Annotated in this window: 16 protein-coding genes and 1 pseudogene; 10 read left to right on the top strand and 7 right to left on the bottom strand. The window is 72.1% G+C overall.

The annotated features are described in order from the left end of the window. Window positions 1-335 precede the first annotated feature (335 nt). Window positions 336-1274 (top strand): CDP-alcohol phosphatidyltransferase family protein, encoded by a 939-nt coding sequence (locus ACQP12_RS29215; RefSeq protein ID WP_433283383.1) that lies wholly within the window; start codon window positions 336-338, stop codon window positions 1272-1274. A gap of 57 nt (window positions 1275-1331) precedes the next feature. Here ACQP12_RS29215 and ACQP12_RS29210 read toward each other — a convergent pair whose 3' ends face one another. The 3 genes and pseudogenes from ACQP12_RS29210 to ACQP12_RS29200 all read right to left on the bottom strand — a co-directional run bounded on the left by ACQP12_RS29210 (window position 1332) and on the right by ACQP12_RS29200 (window position 5234). Next, window positions 1332-2579, bottom strand: coding sequence for a phosphatidylserine decarboxylase (locus ACQP12_RS29210; RefSeq protein ID WP_357938624.1), 1248 nt, complete (start codon window positions 2577-2579; stop codon window positions 1332-1334). A gap of 663 nt (window positions 2580-3242) precedes the next feature. After that, window positions 3243-3426, bottom strand: a pseudogene (locus ACQP12_RS29205) (hypothetical protein); the annotation flags it as partial. Further along, complete coding sequence (locus ACQP12_RS29200) at window positions 3423-5234, bottom strand: PspC domain-containing protein (RefSeq protein ID WP_433283382.1); 1812 nt, start codon at window positions 5232-5234, stop codon at window positions 3423-3425. The pseudogene ACQP12_RS29205 and the gene ACQP12_RS29200, both read right to left, overlap by 4 nt. A 189-nt stretch (window positions 5235-5423) precedes the next feature. Between ACQP12_RS29200 and ACQP12_RS29195 the strand changes: the two genes are divergently transcribed. Both ACQP12_RS29195 and ACQP12_RS29190 read left to right on the top strand, forming a co-directional pair. Continuing rightward, on the top strand, window positions 5424-6665 hold the full coding sequence (locus ACQP12_RS29195; protein WP_357938620.1) for a PspC domain-containing protein: 1242 nt from the start codon (window positions 5424-5426) through the stop codon (window positions 6663-6665). A gap of 2 nt (window positions 6666-6667) precedes the next feature. Further along, a complete protein-coding gene (locus ACQP12_RS29190; RefSeq protein ID WP_357938618.1) occupies window positions 6668-7348 on the top strand; it encodes a response regulator transcription factor in 681 nt (226 codons plus the stop codon). Between the two features lie 21 nt (window positions 7349-7369). Here ACQP12_RS29190 and ACQP12_RS29185 read toward each other — a convergent pair whose 3' ends face one another. Beyond that, window positions 7370-8104 (bottom strand): PIG-L deacetylase family protein, encoded by a 735-nt coding sequence (locus ACQP12_RS29185; protein WP_433283381.1) that lies wholly within the window; start codon window positions 8102-8104, stop codon window positions 7370-7372. A gap of 431 nt (window positions 8105-8535) precedes the next feature. On the opposite strand from ACQP12_RS29185, the gene ACQP12_RS29180 reads away from it, so the two are divergent. The 5 genes from ACQP12_RS29180 (at window position 8536) to ACQP12_RS29160 (ending at window position 14296) form a co-directional block, all read left to right on the top strand. Further along, a complete protein-coding gene (locus ACQP12_RS29180) occupies window positions 8536-10179 on the top strand; it encodes a peptide ABC transporter substrate-binding protein (protein WP_433283380.1) in 1644 nt (547 codons plus the stop codon). A gap of 148 nt (window positions 10180-10327) precedes the next feature. Further along, window positions 10328-11254, top strand: coding sequence for an ABC transporter permease (locus ACQP12_RS29175; RefSeq protein WP_433283379.1), 927 nt, complete (start codon window positions 10328-10330; stop codon window positions 11252-11254). Beyond that, window positions 11247-12233: an ABC transporter permease gene (locus ACQP12_RS29170; protein WP_433283378.1), complete on the top strand. Its 987-nt coding sequence runs from the start codon at window positions 11247-11249 to the stop codon at window positions 12231-12233. The genes ACQP12_RS29175 and ACQP12_RS29170 overlap by 8 nt, the downstream gene beginning before the upstream one ends. Before the next feature lie 25 nt (window positions 12234-12258). Next, entirely contained in the window at window positions 12259-13287 is a 1029-nt protein-coding gene (locus ACQP12_RS29165) for an ABC transporter ATP-binding protein (RefSeq protein WP_433289507.1), read from the top strand. Then, window positions 13280-14296, top strand: a complete 1017-nt coding sequence (locus tag ACQP12_RS29160) for an ABC transporter ATP-binding protein (RefSeq protein ID WP_433283377.1) — start codon at window positions 13280-13282, stop codon at window positions 14294-14296. The genes ACQP12_RS29165 and ACQP12_RS29160 overlap by 8 nt, the downstream gene beginning before the upstream one ends. An 83-nt stretch (window positions 14297-14379) precedes the next feature. On the opposite strand, the gene ACQP12_RS29155 is transcribed toward ACQP12_RS29160, so the two are convergent. Next, entirely contained in the window at window positions 14380-14733 is a 354-nt protein-coding gene (locus ACQP12_RS29155; RefSeq protein WP_433283376.1) for a chorismate mutase, read from the bottom strand. 289 nt (window positions 14734-15022) lie between these two features. Here ACQP12_RS29155 and pcrA point away from each other — a divergent pair, with 289 nt between their 5' ends. After that, a complete protein-coding gene (gene pcrA, locus ACQP12_RS29150; protein ID WP_433283375.1) occupies window positions 15023-17467 on the top strand; it encodes a DNA helicase PcrA in 2445 nt (814 codons plus the stop codon). Window positions 17468-17528: 61 nt separating this feature from the next. On the opposite strand, the gene ACQP12_RS29145 is transcribed toward pcrA, so the two are convergent. After that, on the bottom strand, window positions 17529-18305 hold the full coding sequence (locus ACQP12_RS29145; RefSeq protein WP_433283374.1) for a M23 family metallopeptidase: 777 nt from the start codon (window positions 18303-18305) through the stop codon (window positions 17529-17531). Window positions 18306-18555: 250 nt separating this feature from the next. Next, window positions 18556-19266, bottom strand: coding sequence for a M23 family metallopeptidase (locus ACQP12_RS29140; RefSeq protein ID WP_357938602.1), 711 nt, complete (start codon window positions 19264-19266; stop codon window positions 18556-18558). Between the two features lie 386 nt (window positions 19267-19652). Between ACQP12_RS29140 and ACQP12_RS29135 the strand changes: the two genes are divergently transcribed. Then, window positions 19653-20057, top strand: coding sequence for a cobalamin B12-binding domain-containing protein (locus ACQP12_RS29135; RefSeq protein ID WP_357938600.1), 405 nt, complete (start codon window positions 19653-19655; stop codon window positions 20055-20057). The last annotated feature ends 710 nt before the right edge of the window (window positions 20058-20767 follow it).

Here is a 20767-nt window from a genome sequence, read left to right as displayed (position 1 = left end):
CCGAGCCGCCGTGGGCCGCCTCCGGTACAGTCGGTGACAGGGAATGGCCGACGAAAACGGGCGATGAGGCCCGAGATGGGAATAACTGAGCGGTTCGCGCGGTTAAGAGAGTTATAAGTACCGCCGGCAGCTATCGCCAACCCCCTATCCCCTGTGCAATGGTGTACTCCGCAAATGGGCTGCCGGGCCCGAAAGGTCCGGCACGAGACAGCCGGACACCCGCCCGCGTGGCGGTCACCCGATCCGGTGATGGAGGAAACGTGCCGAGAGCCCCATGGCGCCGGCGTCGTACGACTGACAGTCCGCGCCCCGCAGGGCGTCGCTGGGCGGGCCGGTTGCGCCGCAGCAGCACGTTCGCCCGCCAGGTGCTGCTGGTCCGGGTGGGCCGCCGGGACGGCGCCGCCGTCACCGGGACCGACCTGGTCACCCCCGACCACCGCTGGTCCGACCGCCAGCGTCGCCGCTACGGCCGCTACGACGCCGAGGTCGAGGCCGTCCGCTACGACGCCGAGGTCGAGGCCGTGATGCCGGTCAGCCCGGCGCTCGGCCCGGCCACGCCGGTCGACGAGTCGCCGGCCATGTCGATCCCGCTGCTGCCGGGCGAGCGCACCGCCGCCCGCCGGGCGAAGTTCGCCCTGGTCAACGCCTGCACCCTGAGCAGCCTCATGCTCGGCATGCTGGCGATCTTCCTGGCCATGCAGAGCGAGGTCCGGGTCGCGGCGATCTGCCTGATCGCCTGTGTCGCGTTCGACGGCCTGGACGGGGCGCTGGCCCGCAAGCTCAACGTGGCCAGCCCGTTCGGCGCGCAGATGGACTCGCTGGCCGACATGTGCTCGTTCGGCCTCGCCGCACCGGTCGTGGTCTACGCGTCGCTGGCCGGCTCGGTGCCGGCGGCGGCCGCCGCGGTCGCCTGCGCCCTGGTCGCGGCCTGCGCCGCCATCCGGCTGGCCCGGTTCAACGTCTCGCCCAAGGACGGCCGCTTCTTCTGCGGCGTGCCGACCACCATGGCGGCCGCCGTGCTCGCCCTGACCGTGGCGATCGGGGTGCCGGTCTCCGGCCTGGTCATGGTCGCCGGCGTGGCGCTGCTCGCCTTCGCCATGGTCTCCAGCTTCCCCTACGCGAAGCTCGCCCGGCTGGTGAAGCTGCCGCCGTGGCTCTGGCTGGCCCCGGTGGTCGGCGCGCTGGTCGACATCCGGCTCACCTTCGCCCTCGTGGTGGTGGGCTACCTGGTCAGCGGCCCGGTTCTCTGGCTGCGCCAGCGCCGCACCGCCTGACCCGTACCACCGAAAAGGGGCGCCGCGAAAGCGGCGCCCCTTTTCGCGTCCGTGGGATCAGCTCCAGCGGGCGATGACCGTCGAACCGCCGACCACCTTGTCGCCCGGGCCGACCAGCGGCTCGGCGGCGTCGGCCGGCAGGTAGACGTCGGTGCGCGAGCCGAACCGGATCAGGCCGAACCGCTCGCCCCGGGCCAGCAGCGCGCCCACCGGCGCCCGCTGCACGATCCGGCGGGCGATGAGCCCGGTGCGCTGCGCCACCACGACCGTGCCGTGGTCGGTGTCCAGCACCGTGTACGCGGCCACGTTGTGCTCGGCGTCCGGCTTCATGGCGTTGACGAAGCCGCCGTCGGCCACGAAGTAGTCGACCACCTTGCCGGCCACCGGCGAGCGGTTGACGTGCACGTCCAGCACGGACAGGAAGACCGCGATCCGCAGCCACTCGCCGTCGCCGAAGCGCTCGTCGTGCAGCCGCTGCACCGAGAGGACCTGACCGTCCGCCGAGGCGACCACGGCCGACGGGTCCTCCGGCACATCCCGCTCCGGGTCCCGGAAGAACGCCGCCACCGGGGCGGCGGCCAGCGCGGGCAGCAGCCAGAGCTTGGACTTCGGCCGGGCGGCCCGGGCCAGCGCGGCCAGGCCGAGGGTGATGCCGGCGGCGGCCACGCCGTTGGAGTCGATGTGCATGCTCCGGGTCAGCGGCACGCTCGACGGCCGGTACGCCGGGGAGAGCGACGCGGCCAGCGCCGCCGGCGCCGGAGTGGAGCGCAGGTGGTGCACGCGTACCGGCGGGGAGTTGCGCAGCACCAGGTCGGTGCGGACGCCGTGCAGCACGCCCTGCCGGTCCAGCTCGGCGCCGGCGCCCTCGGTGCGGAACAGTGGCGCGGCCACGCTCAGCACGGCCCCCTCGGCGAGGTACTTCGCCAGCCCGTCGACGGCGGTGCGAGCCTCCTCGGCGGTGCCGGTGAACGGCTCGGCCGCGATCACCACCGCGGCGGCGTCCGCCTCGGCGAGGGTGTCGACCACGCGTACCCGGTCGGCCACCCAGCGGCCCTGGGCCGTCACGTGCGCGCGGAGCGCGGCCGCGGAGGCGCCCTCCGCCGGCACGACCGTGAGCCGGTCGCCGGGAAGCAGCGCCTCGATCGCCGCGGCCAGCACCGCGGACTCCGGGGTCGCGCCGACCAGCAGGCCGGCCTTCGCGTCGTTGCGCCGGGCGAACTCACTGACGAGGGTGCGGGCGGCGCGCTCGCCGACGCGGACCGCACCGGCGGGACCGGTGACGCGTACGGCGGGGGACTGGGTCATCTCGGACGGGCTCCTGACGAGGTAGAGACGGAAGGCGGCGGAACCGACCCGGGCGACCCGGCCGACCGGGCGCCCCGGCCGCGACCGGGGCGCCACGGTTGGGCCGGCCGGCGGAGGCGAGATCTCCACCAGCCAGCATAGGCGGCGCCGGCGACGGCCCGCACCGCCGCGGTCAGCCCGGTCCGTCCCCACCGGTACGCGGGCCGGCCCCCGGCCGGTCCGCCGCCTCGTCGACCACCGGCAGCTCCCGGGTGGCCGGCCCGGCCGTGCCGTCCCGGCCCTCGGCGGCGGACAGCTCGCGGGTCGTGCCGTCCCGTTCTTCGGCGGCGGGCAGCTCGCGGGTCGTGTCGTCGCGCTCCTCGGCGGCGGGCAGCTCGCGGGTTGCCGGCTCGGCGCGGTCCTGCGGCGCCGGCTCGACGGGGGGCAGCTCGCGGGTCACCGGACCGCTCCCGACCTCCGGCGCACCGGGCGACCAGCGTGGCTCCTCGTCGAACGGGCGGTCCTCCCGCGCCGCGAGCGGCGCGTCGGCCACGGCGTCCGTGGCCCACTCGTCCGCCTCCTCGCCGGTGGGGGCGACGGCCTCGCCGGCCGGTCCAGCACCGGCCGGCGTGCCGGTCTCGTAGGGGGCGGACACGGTCGACTCCGCCGGTGCCGCCTCGGTGTGCCGGCCCGAGCGCAGCGCGCCGACCAATCCGAGCAGTCCGATCAGGATCAGCGCGCCGGCCAGGAACCAACCCACCGGGGGCAGTGCCAGCCCGAGGATCCGGGCCAGCAGCCACCAGGCGGACAGCCCGAGGAAGGCCAGCCCGAAGGCGAACGACACGATGTCGGTGCGGTGAGCCTTCACCGGGTCACCTCCAGGTTTCCGGCGTTCACGTGGACCAGCAGGCGCAGCGTGCCGCCGCCGCGGCCGTCCGGCCCGAGGTCGGTGTTCTCCCACTGGCGGCCGTTCAGCCCGCCGGTCCGCCGGCCGAAGACGTTGGCGTCACCCGCGTTCACGTCGGCCACAGTGGTGACGTCGACGTTCGGCGGCACGACCACCGTGGCCTTGCCGAAGTTGACCTCGACGGTCACCTGGGTGTCCTTCTTGTCGAAGTCGACCGCGCGCAGGTCGAGCACGGCGTCGCCGAAGTTGTTCTCGTACCGGTCGGCCAGGTCGCGGTAGTCGGCCGGGGCCCACGTGACGTTTCCGTCGATCCCGCGGACCCGGTCGTAGGAATCGGCGACGGTGGCGATGCCGAGCGCCGCCGCGGTCACCAGGCCGAGTGCGATCAGCCAGCGGGCCCGGCCGAACCAGGTCCCCACGAGCAGTCCGAGCCCGATGGTGGCCAGCACCGCGGCGAAGTAGCCGGCCGCGCCGACCGGGAAGACGTCGAGCAGGTCGAGCATCGCGACCACGCCCAGCGCCAGGAAGATCAGCGAGAAGGTGACCGCGCCGAGCGCGGAGCGCTCCTTCGGCCGCTTCGGCGGCCGGGCCGGGCGCGCCGGCGCCGGCGGGGCGGGCGGGGTCGAGCCGGCGTACGGGCCGTGCGGGGCGAACGGTGGCCGGTAGCCACCCGGCGGCAGTGGCGCGCCCACCGGGGCGGGCGGCGGCACGGCGCCGGGCTCGCCGTAGGGACGGCCGGCCGTCGGCGCGGCGGACCACGCCGCGGTCGCCTCGGCGCCGGGCCACGCCTCGCCGGCCCGGCTGCCCGGGACGGCCGGCGGCCGCGCCGCGGTGGGCTCCGGCTCGGACCAGGCGGGCCGGGCGACGTTCGCCGTCGGCCAGCCCGCCGCGGACACCGGCGCGGGCGGGTACCCCGGCTCGGGGCGGGCGGCGGGCGGGGCGGTGACCGGCGGCTCGCCGGACCACGGCGACGCCCCGGCCGGCTCGTTCGACCACGGGGCCGGCGCGGCCGACGTCGGCGCGCCGGGCCAGGGTGCCGACGGGGCCGCGGGCGGCGGGACCGGTCCGGCGGCGGCCGGCACGTCGGGAGCGGGCGCGGCGGCCGGCGGCGCCGGCCAGGCCACCGGGGGAACCGGCCCCGGCGGCGGGCCGGGGGGTGCGCCGGGCGCCGCCATCCGGGTCGCCGGGCCGCGCTGGTCGCGGTTGAGCAGCAGCGCGCCGCCGATCAGGATCACCGCCCCGAGCAGGATCGCCCGGAACCCGTTGGTGACGACGTAGCCGAAGCCGACCGCGACCACGATGCTGAGCACGATCACGGTGATCGGGGACATGCTGGACCGGCCGCGGCCGAGCATCGACTCGACCGGTGAGGCGGTGTCGCCCTCGCCGGGGATGATCAGCCATGCGGTGACGTAGACCAGGATGCCGATGCCGCCGAAGAAGCCCAGCACGGCCAGGAGCACCCGCCACAGCACCGGGTCGGTATTGGTGGCTCGGCCGATCGCCGCGCAGACGCCGGCCAGGTAGCGGCCCTCGCGGGGGCGGACCAGCCCGTACCGCGAGGTGAAGCCGGCGGCGCCGGGCGGTGGGGCGTACCCGGTGGGTGGCGGGTCGGCGAACGGCGCGCCGCCGGTGGGCGGCGGGGTCGACCCGAACGGCGGGGACGCCGTGGCGCCGGCGGCGGTGGGCGCCGGCCCCGGCGGGGGTGGCGGTGGCCCGTCCTGTGCTGCCGCCCCGGGGCGGGGCGGACGGGCAGCTTCCTCGGTCATGCCTCCGATCCTGCTGCCCCGGCCGCCCGAGCGTCCTCAGGACCCGACCCTGACCCCACCCTGAGATCCCGGGGCCGAGGATGTCCGGGGCGTCCCCGTGGTCCCCGGCGGTCCGGCCGTGTGACGATCGGTTCGTCGGCCGCCGCCGGCACGCCGTCCGCGACCCGGGAGCCTCCGATCAGCAGCACCGTGACCCCGCACCCCCCGCGCCTCTACCGGGCCACCGAGCACCGGCTGGCCGCGGGGGTGGCCGCCGGGCTCGCCGAACACCTGGGCATCTCGGTGCTCCGGGTCCGGGTGGCCTTCATGGTGCTGCTCGGGCTGAGCGGGCTCGGGCTGCTGCTCTACGCGGCCTTCTGGGCGGTCGTCCCGCCCCGGCCCGGCGACACCGCCGTCCCGCCCCGCCGCGACCTCGCCCAGCTGCTGCCCTTCGTGGCGATCGGGCTGGGCGTGCTGCTGCTCCAGGTCGTCGCCTTCGACTCGGTCGGCGCGGCCGGCACCGCCGGTTGGCTGGTCGCCATCATCGCGGTCGGCGCCGGGGTGATCTGGCACCAGTCCGCGCCCGAGCGTCGCCGGCAGTGGGGCGGCTCGATGGCGGTGCCCTGGCTGGGCGCGGTGGTGGAGGAGAGCGACCGGCGCTCGTTCGTGCTGCGCTTCATCGGCGGCGGGGTGCTCGTCGCGGTCGGCATCATCGGCGTGGCGGCGGTCTACTCGCCGGCGCAGAACTTCGACGCGGTGCTCAACGGCATCATCTTCGCGCTCGTCGGCCTGGCCGGGGTGGGCGTGGTGACCGGCCCGGTGCTCTGGCGCACCTGGAACCAGCTCCGCTCGGAGCGCGAGGGGCGGATCCGGGAGCAGGAGCGGGCCGAGTTGGCCGCCATGGTGCACGACCAGGTGCTGCACACCCTCGCCCTGATCCAGCGCAACGCCACCGACGTCAAGACGGTGCAGCGGCTGGCCCGGGGCCAGGAGCGGTCGCTGCGGAACTGGCTCTACAAGCCGACCGCGTCACCGACCGAACGCTTCGCGGCCGCCCTGGAGCAGGCCGCCGCCGAGGTGGAGGACACGTTCGCCATCACCGTGGAGACGGTGGTGGTCGGCGACCGCGAGACCGACGAGCGCGTCGGTGCGCTGGTCGCCGCGGCCCGTGAGGCGCTGGTCAACGCGGCCCGGCACGCCGAGGTGACCACCGTGTCGCTCTACGCCGAGGTGGAGCCGGAGCAGGTGAGCGCCTTCGTGCGGGACCGGGGCAAGGGCTTCGACCCGGATACGGTGGAGGATCACCGGCACGGTGTCCGGGGTTCGATCATCGGACGGATGAAGCGGCACGGCGGCCGGGCGGAGATCCGGTCCGAGCCGGGAGAGGGGACCGAGGTCCGGCTGATCCTGCCGATCAGCGGCTCCGGCTCCACGGCGGAAAGGGACAGATGATCATGGCCGAGCAGGAACCGGTCGAGGGCGCGGCGCCCCGGGACGGGCGGCTGAGGGTGTTCCTCGTCGACGACCACGCGATGTTCCGGGCCGGCGTCCGCGCCGAGCTCGGCGCCCGCGTCGAGGTGGTCGGCGAGGCCAGCACGGTGGCGGAGGCGGTCAGCCGGATCGCCGCGATGCAGCCGGACGTGGTGCTGCTCGACGTGCACATGCCCGACGGCGGCGGCCGGGCGGTGCTGGAGGCGATGCGGCGTACGCACCCGCAGGTGCGGTTCCTCGCGCTGAGCGTGTCCGACGCCGCCGAGGACGTGATCGGGCTGATCCGGGCGGGCGCCCGGGGCTACGTCACGAAGACCATCTCGCCGGAGGAGCTGACCGACGCGATCCGGCGGGTGGCCGACGGGGACGCCGTGTTCAGCCCGCGGCTTGCCGGCTTCGTGCTGGACGCCTTCGCGGCCCGGCCGGACGCGCCGGTGGCCGACCCCGAGCTGGACCAGCTCACCAACCGGGAGCGCGAGGTGCTCCGGCTGCTCGCCCGGGGATACGCGTACAAGGAGATCGCCCGGGAGCTGTACATCTCGATCAAGACGGTCGAGACGCACGTCTCCAACGTGCTGCGCAAGCTGCAGATGTCCAACCGCTACGAGCTGTCCCGCTGGGCCGCCGACCGCCGCCTGGTCTGACCGTCGCGCCGGGCCGGGGCGTCACTCGGTGCGCAGCACCGTGAACGCCTCGGCCAGCCGGCCCGACGGGAGGCCGGCGTTGTCGGCCACGGTAGTGAGCCGGTCCCGGATCCAGGTCGGCACGTCCAGGTGGGCGGTCTGCGACCGGTGCGCCTCCATCGCGGCTGTCTTGCGGTCGATCCGGTCGGTCACGTCGACGGCGTGGTCCGGGTCGGGCCCGCCCGCGTACCAGATCTCCCGGACCACCCACGGTTCCAGCCCCTCGTCGAGCAGCTCCGGGAAGGCGAAGCGGTTGCGCGAGTCGGGATAGACCGCGCAGGTGGCCGCCTCGCCGACGGCCAGGTGGTCGGGGTGGCTCGGGCCGGTCAGGTGTTCCCAGCGCCGCAGCGGCGAGCTGGTCAGCACCCGGTCCGGCCGGAACCGGCGGATCGCGGCGCTGATCTGCCGGCGCAGCTCCAGGCTGGCGGTGAGGATGCCGTCGGTGTGGCCGTCGAGGAAGTCGACCCGGTGCACGCCGACCGCGGCGGCCGCGGCCCGCTGCTCCGCCTCCCGCCGGGCCGGCATCTCCGCGCGCGGCGTGTCGTCGAAGCCGCCGGAGTCACCCCGGGTGGCGATGAGGTACGCCACGTCGATACCCTCATCCACCCAGCCGGCTATGGTGCCCGCACAGCCGAAGTCGACATCATCCGGATGGGCAAAAACTGCGAGGACGCGACGGACGTCGGGCAGGGCCGGAGCGGACGCAGGGAAGCTCACAGCGCCGAGCCTACGCGGGTGGTCTCGCCCCGTCTGGCCGTGTCTTACCTGTTCAGAGCGGTCCGATCCACGCCTTTCATGATCTTTTCTCAAGTATCGGCAACGTGGCGACCAACTAACGGCTTGATAACGGCACCTTCACGCAAAGGGCCGGTGGGTGTCACAGTGGCAACACCTCACCCCCCGGTGTGAGGCACCCCGTCGGGCCCGCCGACCACGTGACGCCGCCTCCAGGCTCCGGCGCGTGGCTGTCGACTCTGCGCGGTGTCCTCGTCGAAGGGTGTGGCGCCCGGCGGATCGGTACCCCTGGGGTGTCCCGATTTCCTCTGCGGTAAACCGGCGACCTGTGGTTCGGGTCGTCGGCGGTGTCACCCCCCACACGTGCGTGAAACTCACGACGGAACCAGGTTAGAAAGAGGAGGCCCCTCGGAATGAGAGTCTCGAAGCGGGCGAGCGGCGCGCTCGCGGTGGGCGCGGCATTCGCGCTCGTCGCGTCCGGCTGCTCCAGCGGCAACGACGACGGCGGCGACGCCAGCGCCAGCAAGGACGGCGCGATCGTCATCGACGGCACCCAGCCGGAGAACCCCCTGGTTCCGGCGAACACCACCGAGACCGGTGGCGGCAAGATCATCGACTGGATGTGGAGCGGTCTGGTCGAGTACCCCAACAACGGTGGGGCGCCGCAGAACCTGCTGGCCGAGTCGATCGAGACGAGCGACTCCAAGGTCTTCAAGATCAAGATCAAGCAGAACACCAAGTTCCACGACGGCACCACCGTCAAGGCCGAGAGCTTCGTCAAGGCCTGGAACTGGGCGGCGTACGGCCCGAACGGCGCGCAGAACGCCTCCTTCTTCGCCGACATCCAGGGCTTCGGTGACACCTACACCGAGGACCCGGACGGCCCGGACGGCCCGAAGAAGGCCCCGGAGCCGAAGGCCAAGGAGCTGTCCGGCCTGAAGGTCGTCGACGACTGGAACTTCGAGGTCACGCTCTCCGCGCCGACCGCCGTGTTCCCGACCAAGCTCGGCTACAGCGCCTTCATGCCGCTGCCCGACGCCTTCTTCGCCACCACCCCGGCGGAGTTCGGCAAGAAGCCGATCGGTAACGGCCCGGTCAAGCTCGTCTCCTGGCAGGACGACGTCGAGCTGAAGCTCACCCGCTTCGACGACTACAGCCTGCGCGACAAGATGAAGATCAAGGACGTCACCGTCAAGATCTACCAGGACGACACCGCGGCCTACAACGACCTGGTGTCGGGCAACCTGGACTTCCAGCAGCAGGTCCCGGTCTCCTCGCTGGCCGGTGACAAGTGGAAGACCGACCTGGGCGAGCGGGCGATCGCGTCGACCACCCCGTCGACCGGCATCATCGCCTTCCCGATCTACGACGCGCGCTTCAAGAACGCCAAGCTGCGCAAGGCGATCTCGCTGTCGATCAACCGGCAGGAGATCACCGACAAGATCTTCTTCGGTAACCGGAAGCCGGCCGACAGCTGGGCCAACCCGCTGACCCCGGGCGCCGAGCCGGGCAACTGCACCTCCTGCAAGTTCGACCCGACGCAGGCCAAGCAGCTGCTCCAGGAGGCCGGTGGCTTCACGGGCAAGCTGACCCTGTCGTACAACGCGGACGCCAGCCACAAGGAGTGGATGGAGGCCGTCGCCCAGCAGATCAAGACCAACCTGAACATCGACGCGGTCGCCGTTGGTGTGCCGACCTTCGCGGTCTTCCGGGCGAACATCAACGCCTACAAGATGACCGGCATGTACCGCGCCGGCTGGCAGCAGGACTACCCGGACGTGGAGAACTGGATCAACCCGCTCTACGTGACCGGCGGTTCCTCGAACGACGGCAAGTACAGCAACCCGCAGGTGGACGCCCTCGCGAAGGAGGCCTCCGCGGCCCCCGACCTGAAGGCTGCCCACGCGAAGTTCGCCGAGGCCGTCAAGCTCATCGACAATGACGTGCCGACGGTGCCGATCTACTTCGGCGGCCAGCAGTCCGGCCACTCGGAGAAGATCAAGAAGATGGAGCTGACCAACGTCGGCGAGCTCGACATCACCTCGGTCGAGCTCTGATCCGAACGGTCTGACCCCGGGTCGGGCTCGCCTACCGGTGAGCCCGACCCGGGGCCGTTCCGCGAGGGGGTGTACAACAAACCCCTCGCACGTTGTCACCATCCGTGTCGGCCGTCCGACGCGCGCCCCCTGTCAGGAGGACCACCCCATGGGCCGTTATCTTGTGAGACGGCTGCTGCAACTCGTGCCGGTCTTCATCGGCACGACGTTCCTGATCTACTGGCTCGTCTGGTCGGTGCCCGGTGACCCCTTCGCCGGCAAGTGCGGCGACCGCGGTTGCCCCCCGAACTACCGGGCCATGATGACCGAGAAGTACCATCTCGACGATTCGATCTGGGTGCAGTACGCCAGCTACATGAAGAACCTTTTCCAGGGCGACTTCGGTATCACGTTCGGCGGTCGCGAGATCAGCGACATCATCGCCACGTCGTACCCGAACACCCTGAAGCTGGCGGTGGTCGCCCTCGCCATCGAGGCCGTCATCGGTCTCGGCGCGGGCGTCCTGACCGGTCTCCGGCGCAACGGTTTCCTGGACAACCTGGTCCTGATCTCCACCCTGTTCCTGATCGCGCTGCCGGTCTTCGTCATCGGCTTCGTGCTCCAGTGGCTCCTCGGTGTCAAGTGGGGCATCATCCACCCCACCGTCTCCAACGAGATGCGGTTCAGCGAGCTGATCGTGCCAGGCTTCGTGCTCGGTAGCGCCTCGATGGCGTACATCGCCCGGGTGGCGCGGACCAGCATCGCCGAGAACCGGCGGGCCGACTACGTCCGCACCGCCATCGCCAAGGGCCTCCCCATGCGCCGGGTCGTCGGCGTGCACCTGCTGCGCAACTCGCTCATCCCGGTCGTCACCCTGCTCGGCACCGACCTGGGCGCCCTGATGGGCGGCGCGATCGTGACCGAGGGCATCTTCGGCATCAACGGCATCGGCCGCCAGGTGCTCCGGGCGATCGTCACCAAGGAGAGCGCTACCGTTGTCGGCATCGTGGTGGTGCTGGTGGTCGTCTATCTCGTGATGAACCTGCTGGTGGACCTGCTCTACGCCGCCCTGGACCCGAGGATCCGCTATGAGTGACCCGAGTACCGCATCGATCGTCTCGACGCCGCCCGCGACCATGCCGACCGAGGCCGGGTCCGGCGCGCCCGTCAACGCCGGCCTTCCGGAGAGCGCGCAGAAGCGGGAGAAGCCGCGCGGCCTGCTCGGCGACGCCTGGCGCGACCTGCGCCGCAAGCCGCTGTTCTGGATCTCCGCCGCGTTCATCCTGCTCTTCGTGGTGATGGCGGCGTTCCCCTCGCTGTTCACGTCCGGCGACGCGGTCAACGGCGCACTGTCCCGCAGCCGGGTCGAGCCGTCGGCCGACGCCTGGTTCGGCTACGACGTGCAGGGCCGCGACGTGTACGCCCGGACCATCTACGGCGCCCGCGCCTCGATCGTGGTGGCGCTGCTGTCGACCATCGGCACCCTGCTGATCGGTGGTGCCATGGGCATCATCGCCGGCTACCGCGGCGGCTGGGTGGACGCGCTGCTCTCCCGGATCGCGGACATCTTCTTCGGCCTGCCGTTCGTGCTCGGCTCGATCGTCATCCTGACCACGTTCAACGGGTCCGGCACCGACAACGGCGAGTGGACGATCATGGGACTGGTGATCATGTCTCTGGTCGTGCTGAGCTGGCCGGTCGTGATGCGGCTGATGCGCTCCTCGGTGCTCGCCACCAAGGAGGCCGACTACATCGTGGCGGCGCGCGCGCTCGGCGCCGGCACCGGCCGGATCATCCTCAAGCACCTGCTGCCGAACTGCCTGGCCCCGCTGCTGGTCTACGGCACGATCATGGTCGGCTCGTTCATCGGCGCGGAGGCCACGCTGTCCTTCCTGGGCATCGGCCTGAAGACCCCGGTGGTCTCCTGGGGCATCATGATCAGCGAGGCGCAGAACTACATCCGCGTCTCGCCGTTCCTGCTGTTCTTCCCCTCCGCGTTCCTCGTCACCGCGGTGCTGAGCTTCGTCATGCTCGGCGAGGCGGTCCGCGAGGCCCTCGACCCGAAGCTTCGATAGGGGAACTGAGTTGTCCGACATTCTCGTGTCCGAGCAGTCCGCGCCGGGCGCCGACGGATCCGGCCGCCCCTCGGGCCGCCTGCTCGAGGTCGACGACCTGCGGGTGGAGTTCCGCACCCGGGACGGTGTCGCCAAGGTCATCAACGGGGTGACGTACCACGTCGACGCCGGTGAGACCCTTGCCGTGCTCGGCGAGTCCGGCTCCGGCAAGAGCGTCACCGCGCAGACCATCATGGGCATCCTCGACACCCCGCCCGGCTTCGTCACCGGGGGCCGGGTCCGCTTCCACGGCAAGGACATGCTCAAGATGTCCGCCGAGCAGCGGCGCCGGATCCGGGGTGAAGGCATTGCGATGATCTTCCAGGACTCGCTCTCCGCCCTCAACCCGGTTTTCACCGTCGGCTTCCAGATCGCCGAGCAGTTCCGCATCCGGCGCGGCATGAGCCGCTCGGACGCCAAGAAGCGCGCGATCGAGATGCTCGACCAGGTCAAGATCCCGAACGCCAAGGGCCGGTACAGCAACTACCCGCACCAGTTCTCCGGTGGTATGCGGCAGCGCGCCATGATCGCCATGTCGCTGGCGCTCGACCCCGAGGTGCTGATCGCCGACGAGCCCACCACCGCGCTGGACGTGACCGTGCAGGCCCAGATCATGGACCTGCTCGGCGAGCTCCAGCGGGAGCGGCAGATGGGCATGATCCTGATCACCCACGACCTCGGCGTGGTCGCCGACGTCGCGGACCGGATCGCGGTCATGTACGCCGGCCGGATCGTCGAGGAAGCCGACGTGTACGACCTGTACGCCAAGCCGGCGCACCCGTACACCCTCGGCCTGCTCAACTCGATCCCGCGGATGGACGAGAAGGGGCAGGAGCTCCGTACCATCAAGGGCCTCCCGCCGAACCTGATGAACATCCCGCCGGGCTGCGCCTTCAACCCGCGCTGCCCCATGGCGCAGCCGGTGTGCCGGGAGAAGGTGCCACCGCTGCTGCAGTTGGGCCGCGGGCGGGCCAGCGCCTGCCACTTCGCCGAGGAGCTCGTGAACCGTGACTGAGAACATCATCGAGGTCCGTGACCTGGTCAAGCACTACCCCGTGACCCGGGGTGTGGTGTTCAAGAAGACCATCGGTCAGGTCAAGGCGGTCGACGGCGTCTCCTTCGACCTGAAGGCCGGCGAGACCCTCGGCGTGGTCGGCGAGTCCGGCTGCGGCAAGTCGACGCTGGCCCGGGTGCTGATGAACCTGGAGAAGCCGACCGCCGGCCAGGTGCTCTACAAGGGCCAGGACATCTCCAAGCTCTCCGGCGGCGCGCTGCGGCGCCTGCGCCGGCAGATCCAGCTGGTGATGCAGGACCCGTACACCTCGCTGAACCCGCGCATGACGGTCGGTGACCTCATCGGCGAGCCGTTCGAGATCCACCCCGAGGTGGCCCCGAAGCGGTCCCGCCGGGACAAGGTCAAGGAGCTGCTCGACCTGGTCGGCCTCAACCCGGAGCACATCAACCGGTACCCGCACCAGTTCTCCGGCGGCCAGCGGCAGCGCATCGGCATCGCCCGGGCGCTGGCCCTGCGCCCCGAGGTCATCGTCTGCGACGAGCCGGTGTCGGCCCTGGACGTGTCGATCCAGGCGCAGGTGATGAACCTGCTGGAGAAGCTCCAGGGCGAGTTCGGCCTCTCGTACGTCTTCATCGCCCACGACCTGTCGGTCGTGCGTCACCTCTCCGACCGGGTCGCCGTGATGTACCTGGGCAAGATGGTGGAGGTCGGCACCGAGGACGAGATCTACGAGCGCCCGACCCACCCGTACACCCAGGCGCTGCTGTCGGCGGTGCCGGTGCCGGACCCGACCGTGCGGGAGAGCAAGGCGATCATCCGGCTCCAGGGTGACGTCCCCTCGCCGGTCAGCCCGCCCTCGGGCTGCCGGTTCCGCACCCGGTGCTGGAAGGCGCAGGACGTCTGCGCCCAGGAGGTGCCGCTGCTCCAGATCCGGCGCGGCTCGGACCACCCGAGCGCCTGCCACTTCGCGGAGAAGCGGGAGATCGTCGCCACCCACGAGGCGGCCTGACCCACCCCGGACCGCCTGCCGGCGTCAGCTCGACGCCGGCAGGCGGTTCGTCGTATCCGGCGACTCCGCGCCGCTGGGACCCCTCACAGCGGTCCGCGGCCGGCGCGCAGCAGCAGGAGCGCGAGCTGGGTGCCGTCCGCGCCGAGCGCCTCGCGGAACCGCTCCAGGATCTCCCGCTCCCGGGAGAGCACGAGCCGGGTGCCGCCGGAGGCCATCCGGGTGGCCCCGACCTCCTGGGAGAGCGCGGCCCGCTCCTGCCAGAGCGCGATGAGGGTGCGGTCGATCTCGTCGATCCGCTCCCGGATCTCGCTGATCCGCTCGGCCGCCGCCGAGTCGTCGGTGCCGGTCCGGGCCGCCGCGGCCCCGGTCGGGTCACCGCCGGCGGGCCGGTCGCGCGGCGCCAGGCTGCCGCTGGACTCCACCACGTCAGTCATCATCGTCGTACCCCTCGGGGCTCGGGCCCGGTACCCGGATCCCGGGGACGGAAAAGCCCCGGGCTCCAGGAGCCCGGGGCTTTCGTAGGTCTGTGATCAGGCGCGACCCACGGCTGCCGGACTCCCGGTGCCGTAGTAAAAGTAGAAGCGCTGACCGAACACGCCGTCGAGTATGCCGACCTCCGGGCCCGCGGCGCAAGGAAACCCGCCAACAGGTGGGACGTGACGCCGCCGTCCCGGCGGGGCCGCGCGGGCGGGAAGTGTCCGGCGGTCGGCATAGACTTCCGGTGCGATGCATCCTCTCTTCGACATCCCCGCGTCCCCGCCCGCGCCGGAGCCCGGGGCGACCCCGCCGCACCGGCCCGGGGCCCACGACGACTCCGGCCCGTCGCCGCGCCGCGCCCCGAGGCCGTCGGCCCGGCCGGACCCGCAGGCCCTCCTGGCCGGCCTGAACGGTCCTCAGCGGGACGCGGTCACCCACGCCGGTTCGCCGCTGCTCATCGTGGCCGGCGCCGGCTCCGGCAAGACCCGGGTGCTGACCAACCGGATCGCCTACCTGCTCGCCGCGCGGGACGTGCACCCCGGCGAGATCATCGCGATCACCTTCACCAACAAGGCCGCCGGTGAGATGAAGGAGCGGGTGGCCGCCCTGGTCGGCCCGCGTGCCCGGTTGATGTGGGTGTCGACCTTCCACTCGGCCTGCGTCCGGATCCTGCGCGCCGAGCACGAGCACGCCGGCCTCAAGTCCACCTTCTCGATCTACGACGCCGACGACTCCCGCCGGCTCATGCAGCTGGTCGCCCGCGAGCTGGACCTGGACCCGAAGCGCCATCCGGCCCGCGGCCTGGCCGCCCAGGTCTCCAACCTGAAGAACGAGCTGGTGGACCCGGAGGAGTTCGCCGGCCGGGCCAAGGGCCCCAACGAGCGGGCGCTGGCCGAGGCCTACACGCTCTACCAGCGGCGGCTGCGCGAGGCGCACGCGCTCGACTTCGACGACCTGATCATGACGACGGTGCACCTGCTCCAGTCGCACCCGCACGTCGCGGAGAGCTACCGGCGCCGGTTCCGGCACGTGCTGGTCGACGAGTACCAGGACACCAACCACGCCCAGTACGTGCTGATCAAGGAGCTCGTCTCCGGCACCGAGGGCATCCCGCCGGCCGAGCTCTGCGTGGTCGGTGACGCCGACCAGTCGATCTACGCGTTCCGTGGCGCCACGATCCGCAACATCCTGGAGTTCGAGCGCGACTTCACCGACGCCCGGACGATCCTGCTGGAGCAGAACTACCGCTCCACCCAGACCATCCTCAACGCCGCCAACGCCGTGATCGACCGGAACACCTCCCGCAAGCCCAAGCGGCTGTGGAGCGACGCCGGGGCCGGCGAACAGATCGTCGGCTACGTGGCCGACACCGAGCACGCTGAGGCGGACTGGGTGGCCCGGGAGATCGACCGGCTGGTCGACGCCGGCGACACCCGCCCGGGCGACGTGGCCGTCTTCTACCGCACCAACGCCATGTCCCGCGTCTTCGAGGAGGTGTTCATCCGGGTCGGCCTGCCCTACAAGGTGGTCGGCGGGGTGCGCTTCTACGAGCGCAAGGAGGTCCGCGACGCGCTGGCCTACCTGCGCGCGGTGGTCAACGACGACGACACGGTCAGCCTGCGCCGGATCCTCAACACCCCGCGGCGCGGCATCGGCGAGCGCGCCGAGGCGTGCGTGGAGGCGCTGGCCGGCCGCGACCGGATCTCCTTCGGCGCCGCGCTGCGCCGGGCCAAGGACGCCCCGGGCATCTCCACCCGGGCCGCCAACGGCATCGCCGAGTTCGTCGCGCTGCTCGACGAGGCGCGTGAGCTGGCCGCCACCGGCACCCCGGAGGAGGTGCTGGAGGCCGTGCTGACCCGTTCGGGCTACCTGGCCGAGCTGGAGGAGAGCCTCGACCCGCAGGACGCCGGCCGGGTGGACAACCTCCAGGAACTGGTCAGCGTCGCCCGCGAGTACACCGAGCGGATCGAGGCGTTGGGCGAGGAGGACGAGCGGGCCACCCTGGCCGGTTTCCTGGAGCAGGTGGCGCTCGTGGCCGATGCCGACCAGATCCCCTCCGACGACCCGGACCACCAGGGCGTGGTGACCCTGATGACGCTGCACACCGCCAAGGGGCTGGAGTTCCCGGTGGTGTTCCTGAGCGGCCTGGAGGACGGCGTCTTCCCGCACCTGCGCTCGCTGGGCGACACCCGCGAGCTGGAGGAGGAGCGGCGACTGGCCTACGTGGGCATCACCCGCGCCCGGCAGCGCCTCTACCTGTCCCGGGCGGTCACCCGTTCGGCCTGGGGTGCACCGGCCTACAACCCGCCGTCGCGCTTCCTCGAGGAGCTGCCGACCGAGTTGGTCCGCTGGGAGCGCACCGAGGGGTCGTACACCTCGTGGGGTGGCGGGGGCGGCGGCGTCGGCGGCCGGGCGGACCGCGCGCCCGGTGGGCGGGGCGGTTTCACCGGGGGGACGCCCAAGGCGACCCAGCTCGCCAATCGGCTCGGGGTGGACGCGAGCCGGCTGGCCACCGCGAGCGAGCTGAAGCAGGCGCCCAAGGTCTCGGTGGGCGACCGGGTCAACCACCAGCGCTACGGCCTCGGCCGGGTGCTGGCGGTGGAGGGGCACGGTCCGGGCGCGCGGGCGCAGATCGACTTCGGCGACCAGACCATGTGGCTGGTCCTCCGGCACGCCCCGATCGACAAGCTCTGAGCTGAGTGGGGCCCGGCCCGGCGACGTGCCGGACCGGGCCCCTCCCTCGTGCCGTGGCCCGTCAGCAGGCCACGCTGATGCCCCGGGCGCGCAGGAACGGCGCCGGGTCGATCTGGTTCCACATGGCGCCCTTGTGCACCTCGAAGTGCAGGTGCGGGCCGGTGGCGTCACCGGTGGCGCCCTCGTAGCCGATGACCTGGCCGGCCTTCACCTTGTCACCGACGCCGACGATCAGGCGTCGCTGGTGGGCGTAGTGGGTCAGGTAGCCGTTGGCGTGGTCGATGAACACCGAGTTGCCGTAGCCGTCCCCGACGTCGCCCGCCTTGACCACGGTGCCCGCCGCGGCGGCGTGGATCGGGGTGCCCGACGGCATGGCGAAGTCGATGCCGGCGTGCAGGGTGCCCCACCGCTGCCCGTAGCAGGAGGTGATCTCGGCGCCCTTCATCGGGATGACCCAGGCCGGCTTCGGCTTGGTGGTCTTCTTCGGCTTCGGCTTGGCCGGGGCGGCCTTCGTCGGCTTCGGGCTGGCCGCGCTCGGGCTCGGCGACGCGCTGGCCGAGGGGGTGACCGGGGCGGTCGACTCGCGGACCGAGCGATCGGCGCGGGCGGCGGCCTCAGCGCGCGCCTGGGCGTCGAAGTCGACCGCGGCGGGGGTCGGGGCACCGTGCCCGGCGGTGGCGACGGAGACGCCGCCGACGCCGAGGCCCAGCAGGGCCACCGCGCCGAGGACGAGATATGCGGTACGCCGGGCCGGGCGCTGGCGCCGGTGCCGGGCGGGAGCGATGTCCGGGGTGTTCTCGTTCTGGATGGAGCTGTCTTCCTGCACGGAAACCTTCATCAGTCGAGGGGCACGTGACCTCGAAATACTGGTGTCGGCCCGGGTCGCGCCGGGTACGGGGTTCCGGAGGACGGGCGAGGCGCGTGACCACACCTGCCCGGGTTTGCGCCGAGCTGGGCGATTTACCGCCAAAAAGGATCATGCGGCGCTGTGGCGCCGCCCACATTCTTCGCTGTGACCCAGCAGACTTCGGCGCAGACGAAACCGCCCGGATCAACTGATCCGGGCGGTCAACGGGCGATGCGGAGCGTCAGGAGGCGGCTACCTCGCTGTAGATTGCCTCGACTTCGAGCTGGATGTCCACTCCGCGCTCCTTGAGCCACGGCACCGGGTCCCGCGGCTCGCCGTTGACATGGATCTCCAGGTGCAGGTGCGAACCGTAGGAGTGGCCGGTGTTGCCGACCAGGCCGAGCTGGTCGCCCGCCTTCACCTGCTGGCCCTCCTTGACGCTCACCGCCGAGGAGTGGCCGTAGATGGCCTCGCTGCCGTCCGCGTGCTGGACGATCACCGCGTAGCCGTAGCCGCCGAACCAGCCGGCCTTGGTGACCTGGCCGTCGTGAATCGCCCGGTACGGCGTGCCCTCGGGCGCGACCAGGTCGATGCCGGTGTGCAGCTTGCCCCAGCGCATGCCGTAGGGCGACTGGAAGTCGTAGCCGTGCAGGGGGAGCAGCCAGGTGTCCTGCTCGGCGGCCGTCTTGCCGGCGCGCTCGTCACGGCTGGCGCGGTCCGCGCTGTCGGCCCGGGCCGCGGCGTCCTGGCTGGTGATCGAGGCCTGCTTGAGCTCGTCGAGGACCGACGGGCTGACGCTCTTGGCGTCGGGGAGGGCGTTCGCGCCGAGGGCGACGATGCCGGCTCCCACGAAGGCGGTGGTCACCACCGCCGCGTAGCGGCTCCGCGGGGGGGTGGGTACGCGGCGGCGGCCGCGATATCTATCGGGCTCAGACGACAGGCGCTGGCGCACGCACACCCTCCGTTGTCGGGGATCCGATGCGACCTCGGACCGTTCGGTGAAGCTCGGTCGAACCTCCGGTGTCGCGTCGTCACCCGTCCGTGGACCTGATGACAACCGTGGACACGTTAGCCAACTGCCACTCCCGTCACAAGCTGAAGCGCCGAATTGGCGTTTCGTTCTGTCCGTTTCCATCCCTTCTTGTCATAGCTCGTGCCGCCGGTCGGGTGGCCCGACAACCGCCCGTTCGTCGCGGACAGTGACCGTTCGGCGGAGGTGTCCGGCTTCCCGCGCGACGGGCCGGGCGGTAAGGCGCAGCCCGGGTTCCCGGCGCCGGGCGGGGCGGGTTACCGTTCGTTCAGGTCAGGAGTGCCGGAGCCGGTGAAAGGTGTGCGCTGATGAGCTCTCGTATCCGGGTCGTCGTCGCGAAGCCCGGCCTGGACGGCCACGACCGGGGCGCGAAGGTGGTCGCCCGTGCCCTGCGCGACGCGGGCATGGAGGTCATCTACACCGGCCTGCACCAGACCCCGGAGCAGATCGTGGAGACCGCGATCCAGGAGGACGCCGACGCGGTCGGCCTCTCGGTGCTCTCCGGCGCGCACATGACCCTCTTCAAGCGTGTCCTCGAGCTGCTCGCCGAGCGCGACGCGACTGACATCGTCGTCTTCGGCGGCGGCATCATCCCGGACGCGGACCTCCCGGAACTCCAGCGGCTCGGCGTCGCCAAGATCTTCACGCCGGGCGCCACCACCCAGTCGATCGTGGAGTGGGTCCGGGAGAACGTCGCCCAGCCGGTCGCCTGACCCTTTCGCCCGGACGCCCCCTGACGGTGTCCCCTCCCCGCGGGGCGTCTCCTCTCGGAGGTGGCGTCCCGCGTCTCCCGCCGGTGGCGTCTGCGTCCGCGCTGGCGTCCCCCGATGCCGGCGCCCGCGCGCGACGTCCGGACTGACCTGCTGCTCGGCCGACGACGGCCTGCCCAGGATGCTCGCCTTTCCTGCTGGCGTCCGGCGTCTGTACTGGCGTCTCCTGCTGGCGATGTCCCTCCCCAGCGGTGCGGATGCGGCTTCGGAGGAGTTGACTCCCCATCCCGCTGCCGCTGGGGTGCGTGCCCCTGCCCCTGCCGGCCCGGCAGGCCATGCCGTCGACCCGCTGCCGCTGGGGTGCGTGCCCCTGCCGGCCTGCCGGCCTGGCGGGCCATGCGGTCGGGTGCAGGCCGTCGGTCGGCCGCTGCCAACTTCAGGCCGTCGCTCGGCCGCTACAAACTTGATGACGTGAACGGATCGGGCGCGGTGGCTCTCCTTCGCGGCCTTTCGAGCTGACGTCATCGACGATTCAGGCGGTCCGCGGGCGATCCGCGCGTGAGCCGATGGGCCACCACGTGTGTCAACGGGCCTGAGCTGATGTCATTCGGCTCGGCTCGGCGCCGTCGGCGGGCGATCCAGGCGTGAGTCGTTTACGACATCAAGTTGGTAGCGGCTCAGGAGCTGATGCCGAAGCCGCCAGGCTCGGTGAG

This window comes from Micromonospora sp. CA-244673, from assembly GCF_050948395.1.
Taxonomy (GTDB): Bacteria; Actinomycetota; Actinomycetes; order Mycobacteriales; family Micromonosporaceae; genus Micromonospora.
This window is presented reverse-complemented; position numbering and strand designations above follow the sequence as displayed.

Bases quoted from the DNA above. Each gene is read 5' to 3' on its own strand.
- ACQP12_RS29210 (WP_357938624.1), bottom strand. From the start codon at position 2,579: ATGACCCAGTCCCCCGCCGTACGCGTCACCGGTCCCGCCGGTGCGGTC.
- ACQP12_RS29200 (WP_433283382.1), bottom strand. From the start codon at position 5,234: ATGACCGAGGAAGCTGCCCGTCCGCCCCGCCCCGGGGCGGCAGCACAG.
- ACQP12_RS29190 (WP_357938618.1), top strand. From the start codon at position 6,668: ATGGCCGAGCAGGAACCGGTCGAGGGCGCGGCGCCCCGGGACGGGCGG.
- ACQP12_RS29180 (WP_433283380.1), top strand. From the start codon at position 8,536: ATGAGAGTCTCGAAGCGGGCGAGCGGCGCGCTCGCGGTGGGCGCGGCA.
- ACQP12_RS29175 (WP_433283379.1), top strand. From the start codon at position 10,328: ATGGGCCGTTATCTTGTGAGACGGCTGCTGCAACTCGTGCCGGTCTTC.
- ACQP12_RS29170 (WP_433283378.1), top strand. From the start codon at position 11,247: ATGAGTGACCCGAGTACCGCATCGATCGTCTCGACGCCGCCCGCGACC.
- ACQP12_RS29155 (WP_433283376.1), bottom strand. From the start codon at position 14,733: ATGATGACTGACGTGGTGGAGTCCAGCGGCAGCCTGGCGCCGCGCGAC.
- pcrA (WP_433283375.1), top strand. From the start codon at position 15,023: ATGCATCCTCTCTTCGACATCCCCGCGTCCCCGCCCGCGCCGGAGCCC.
- ACQP12_RS29145 (WP_433283374.1), bottom strand. From the start codon at position 18,305: ATGAAGGTTTCCGTGCAGGAAGACAGCTCCATCCAGAACGAGAACACC.
- ACQP12_RS29135 (WP_357938600.1), top strand. From the start codon at position 19,653: ATGAGCTCTCGTATCCGGGTCGTCGTCGCGAAGCCCGGCCTGGACGGC.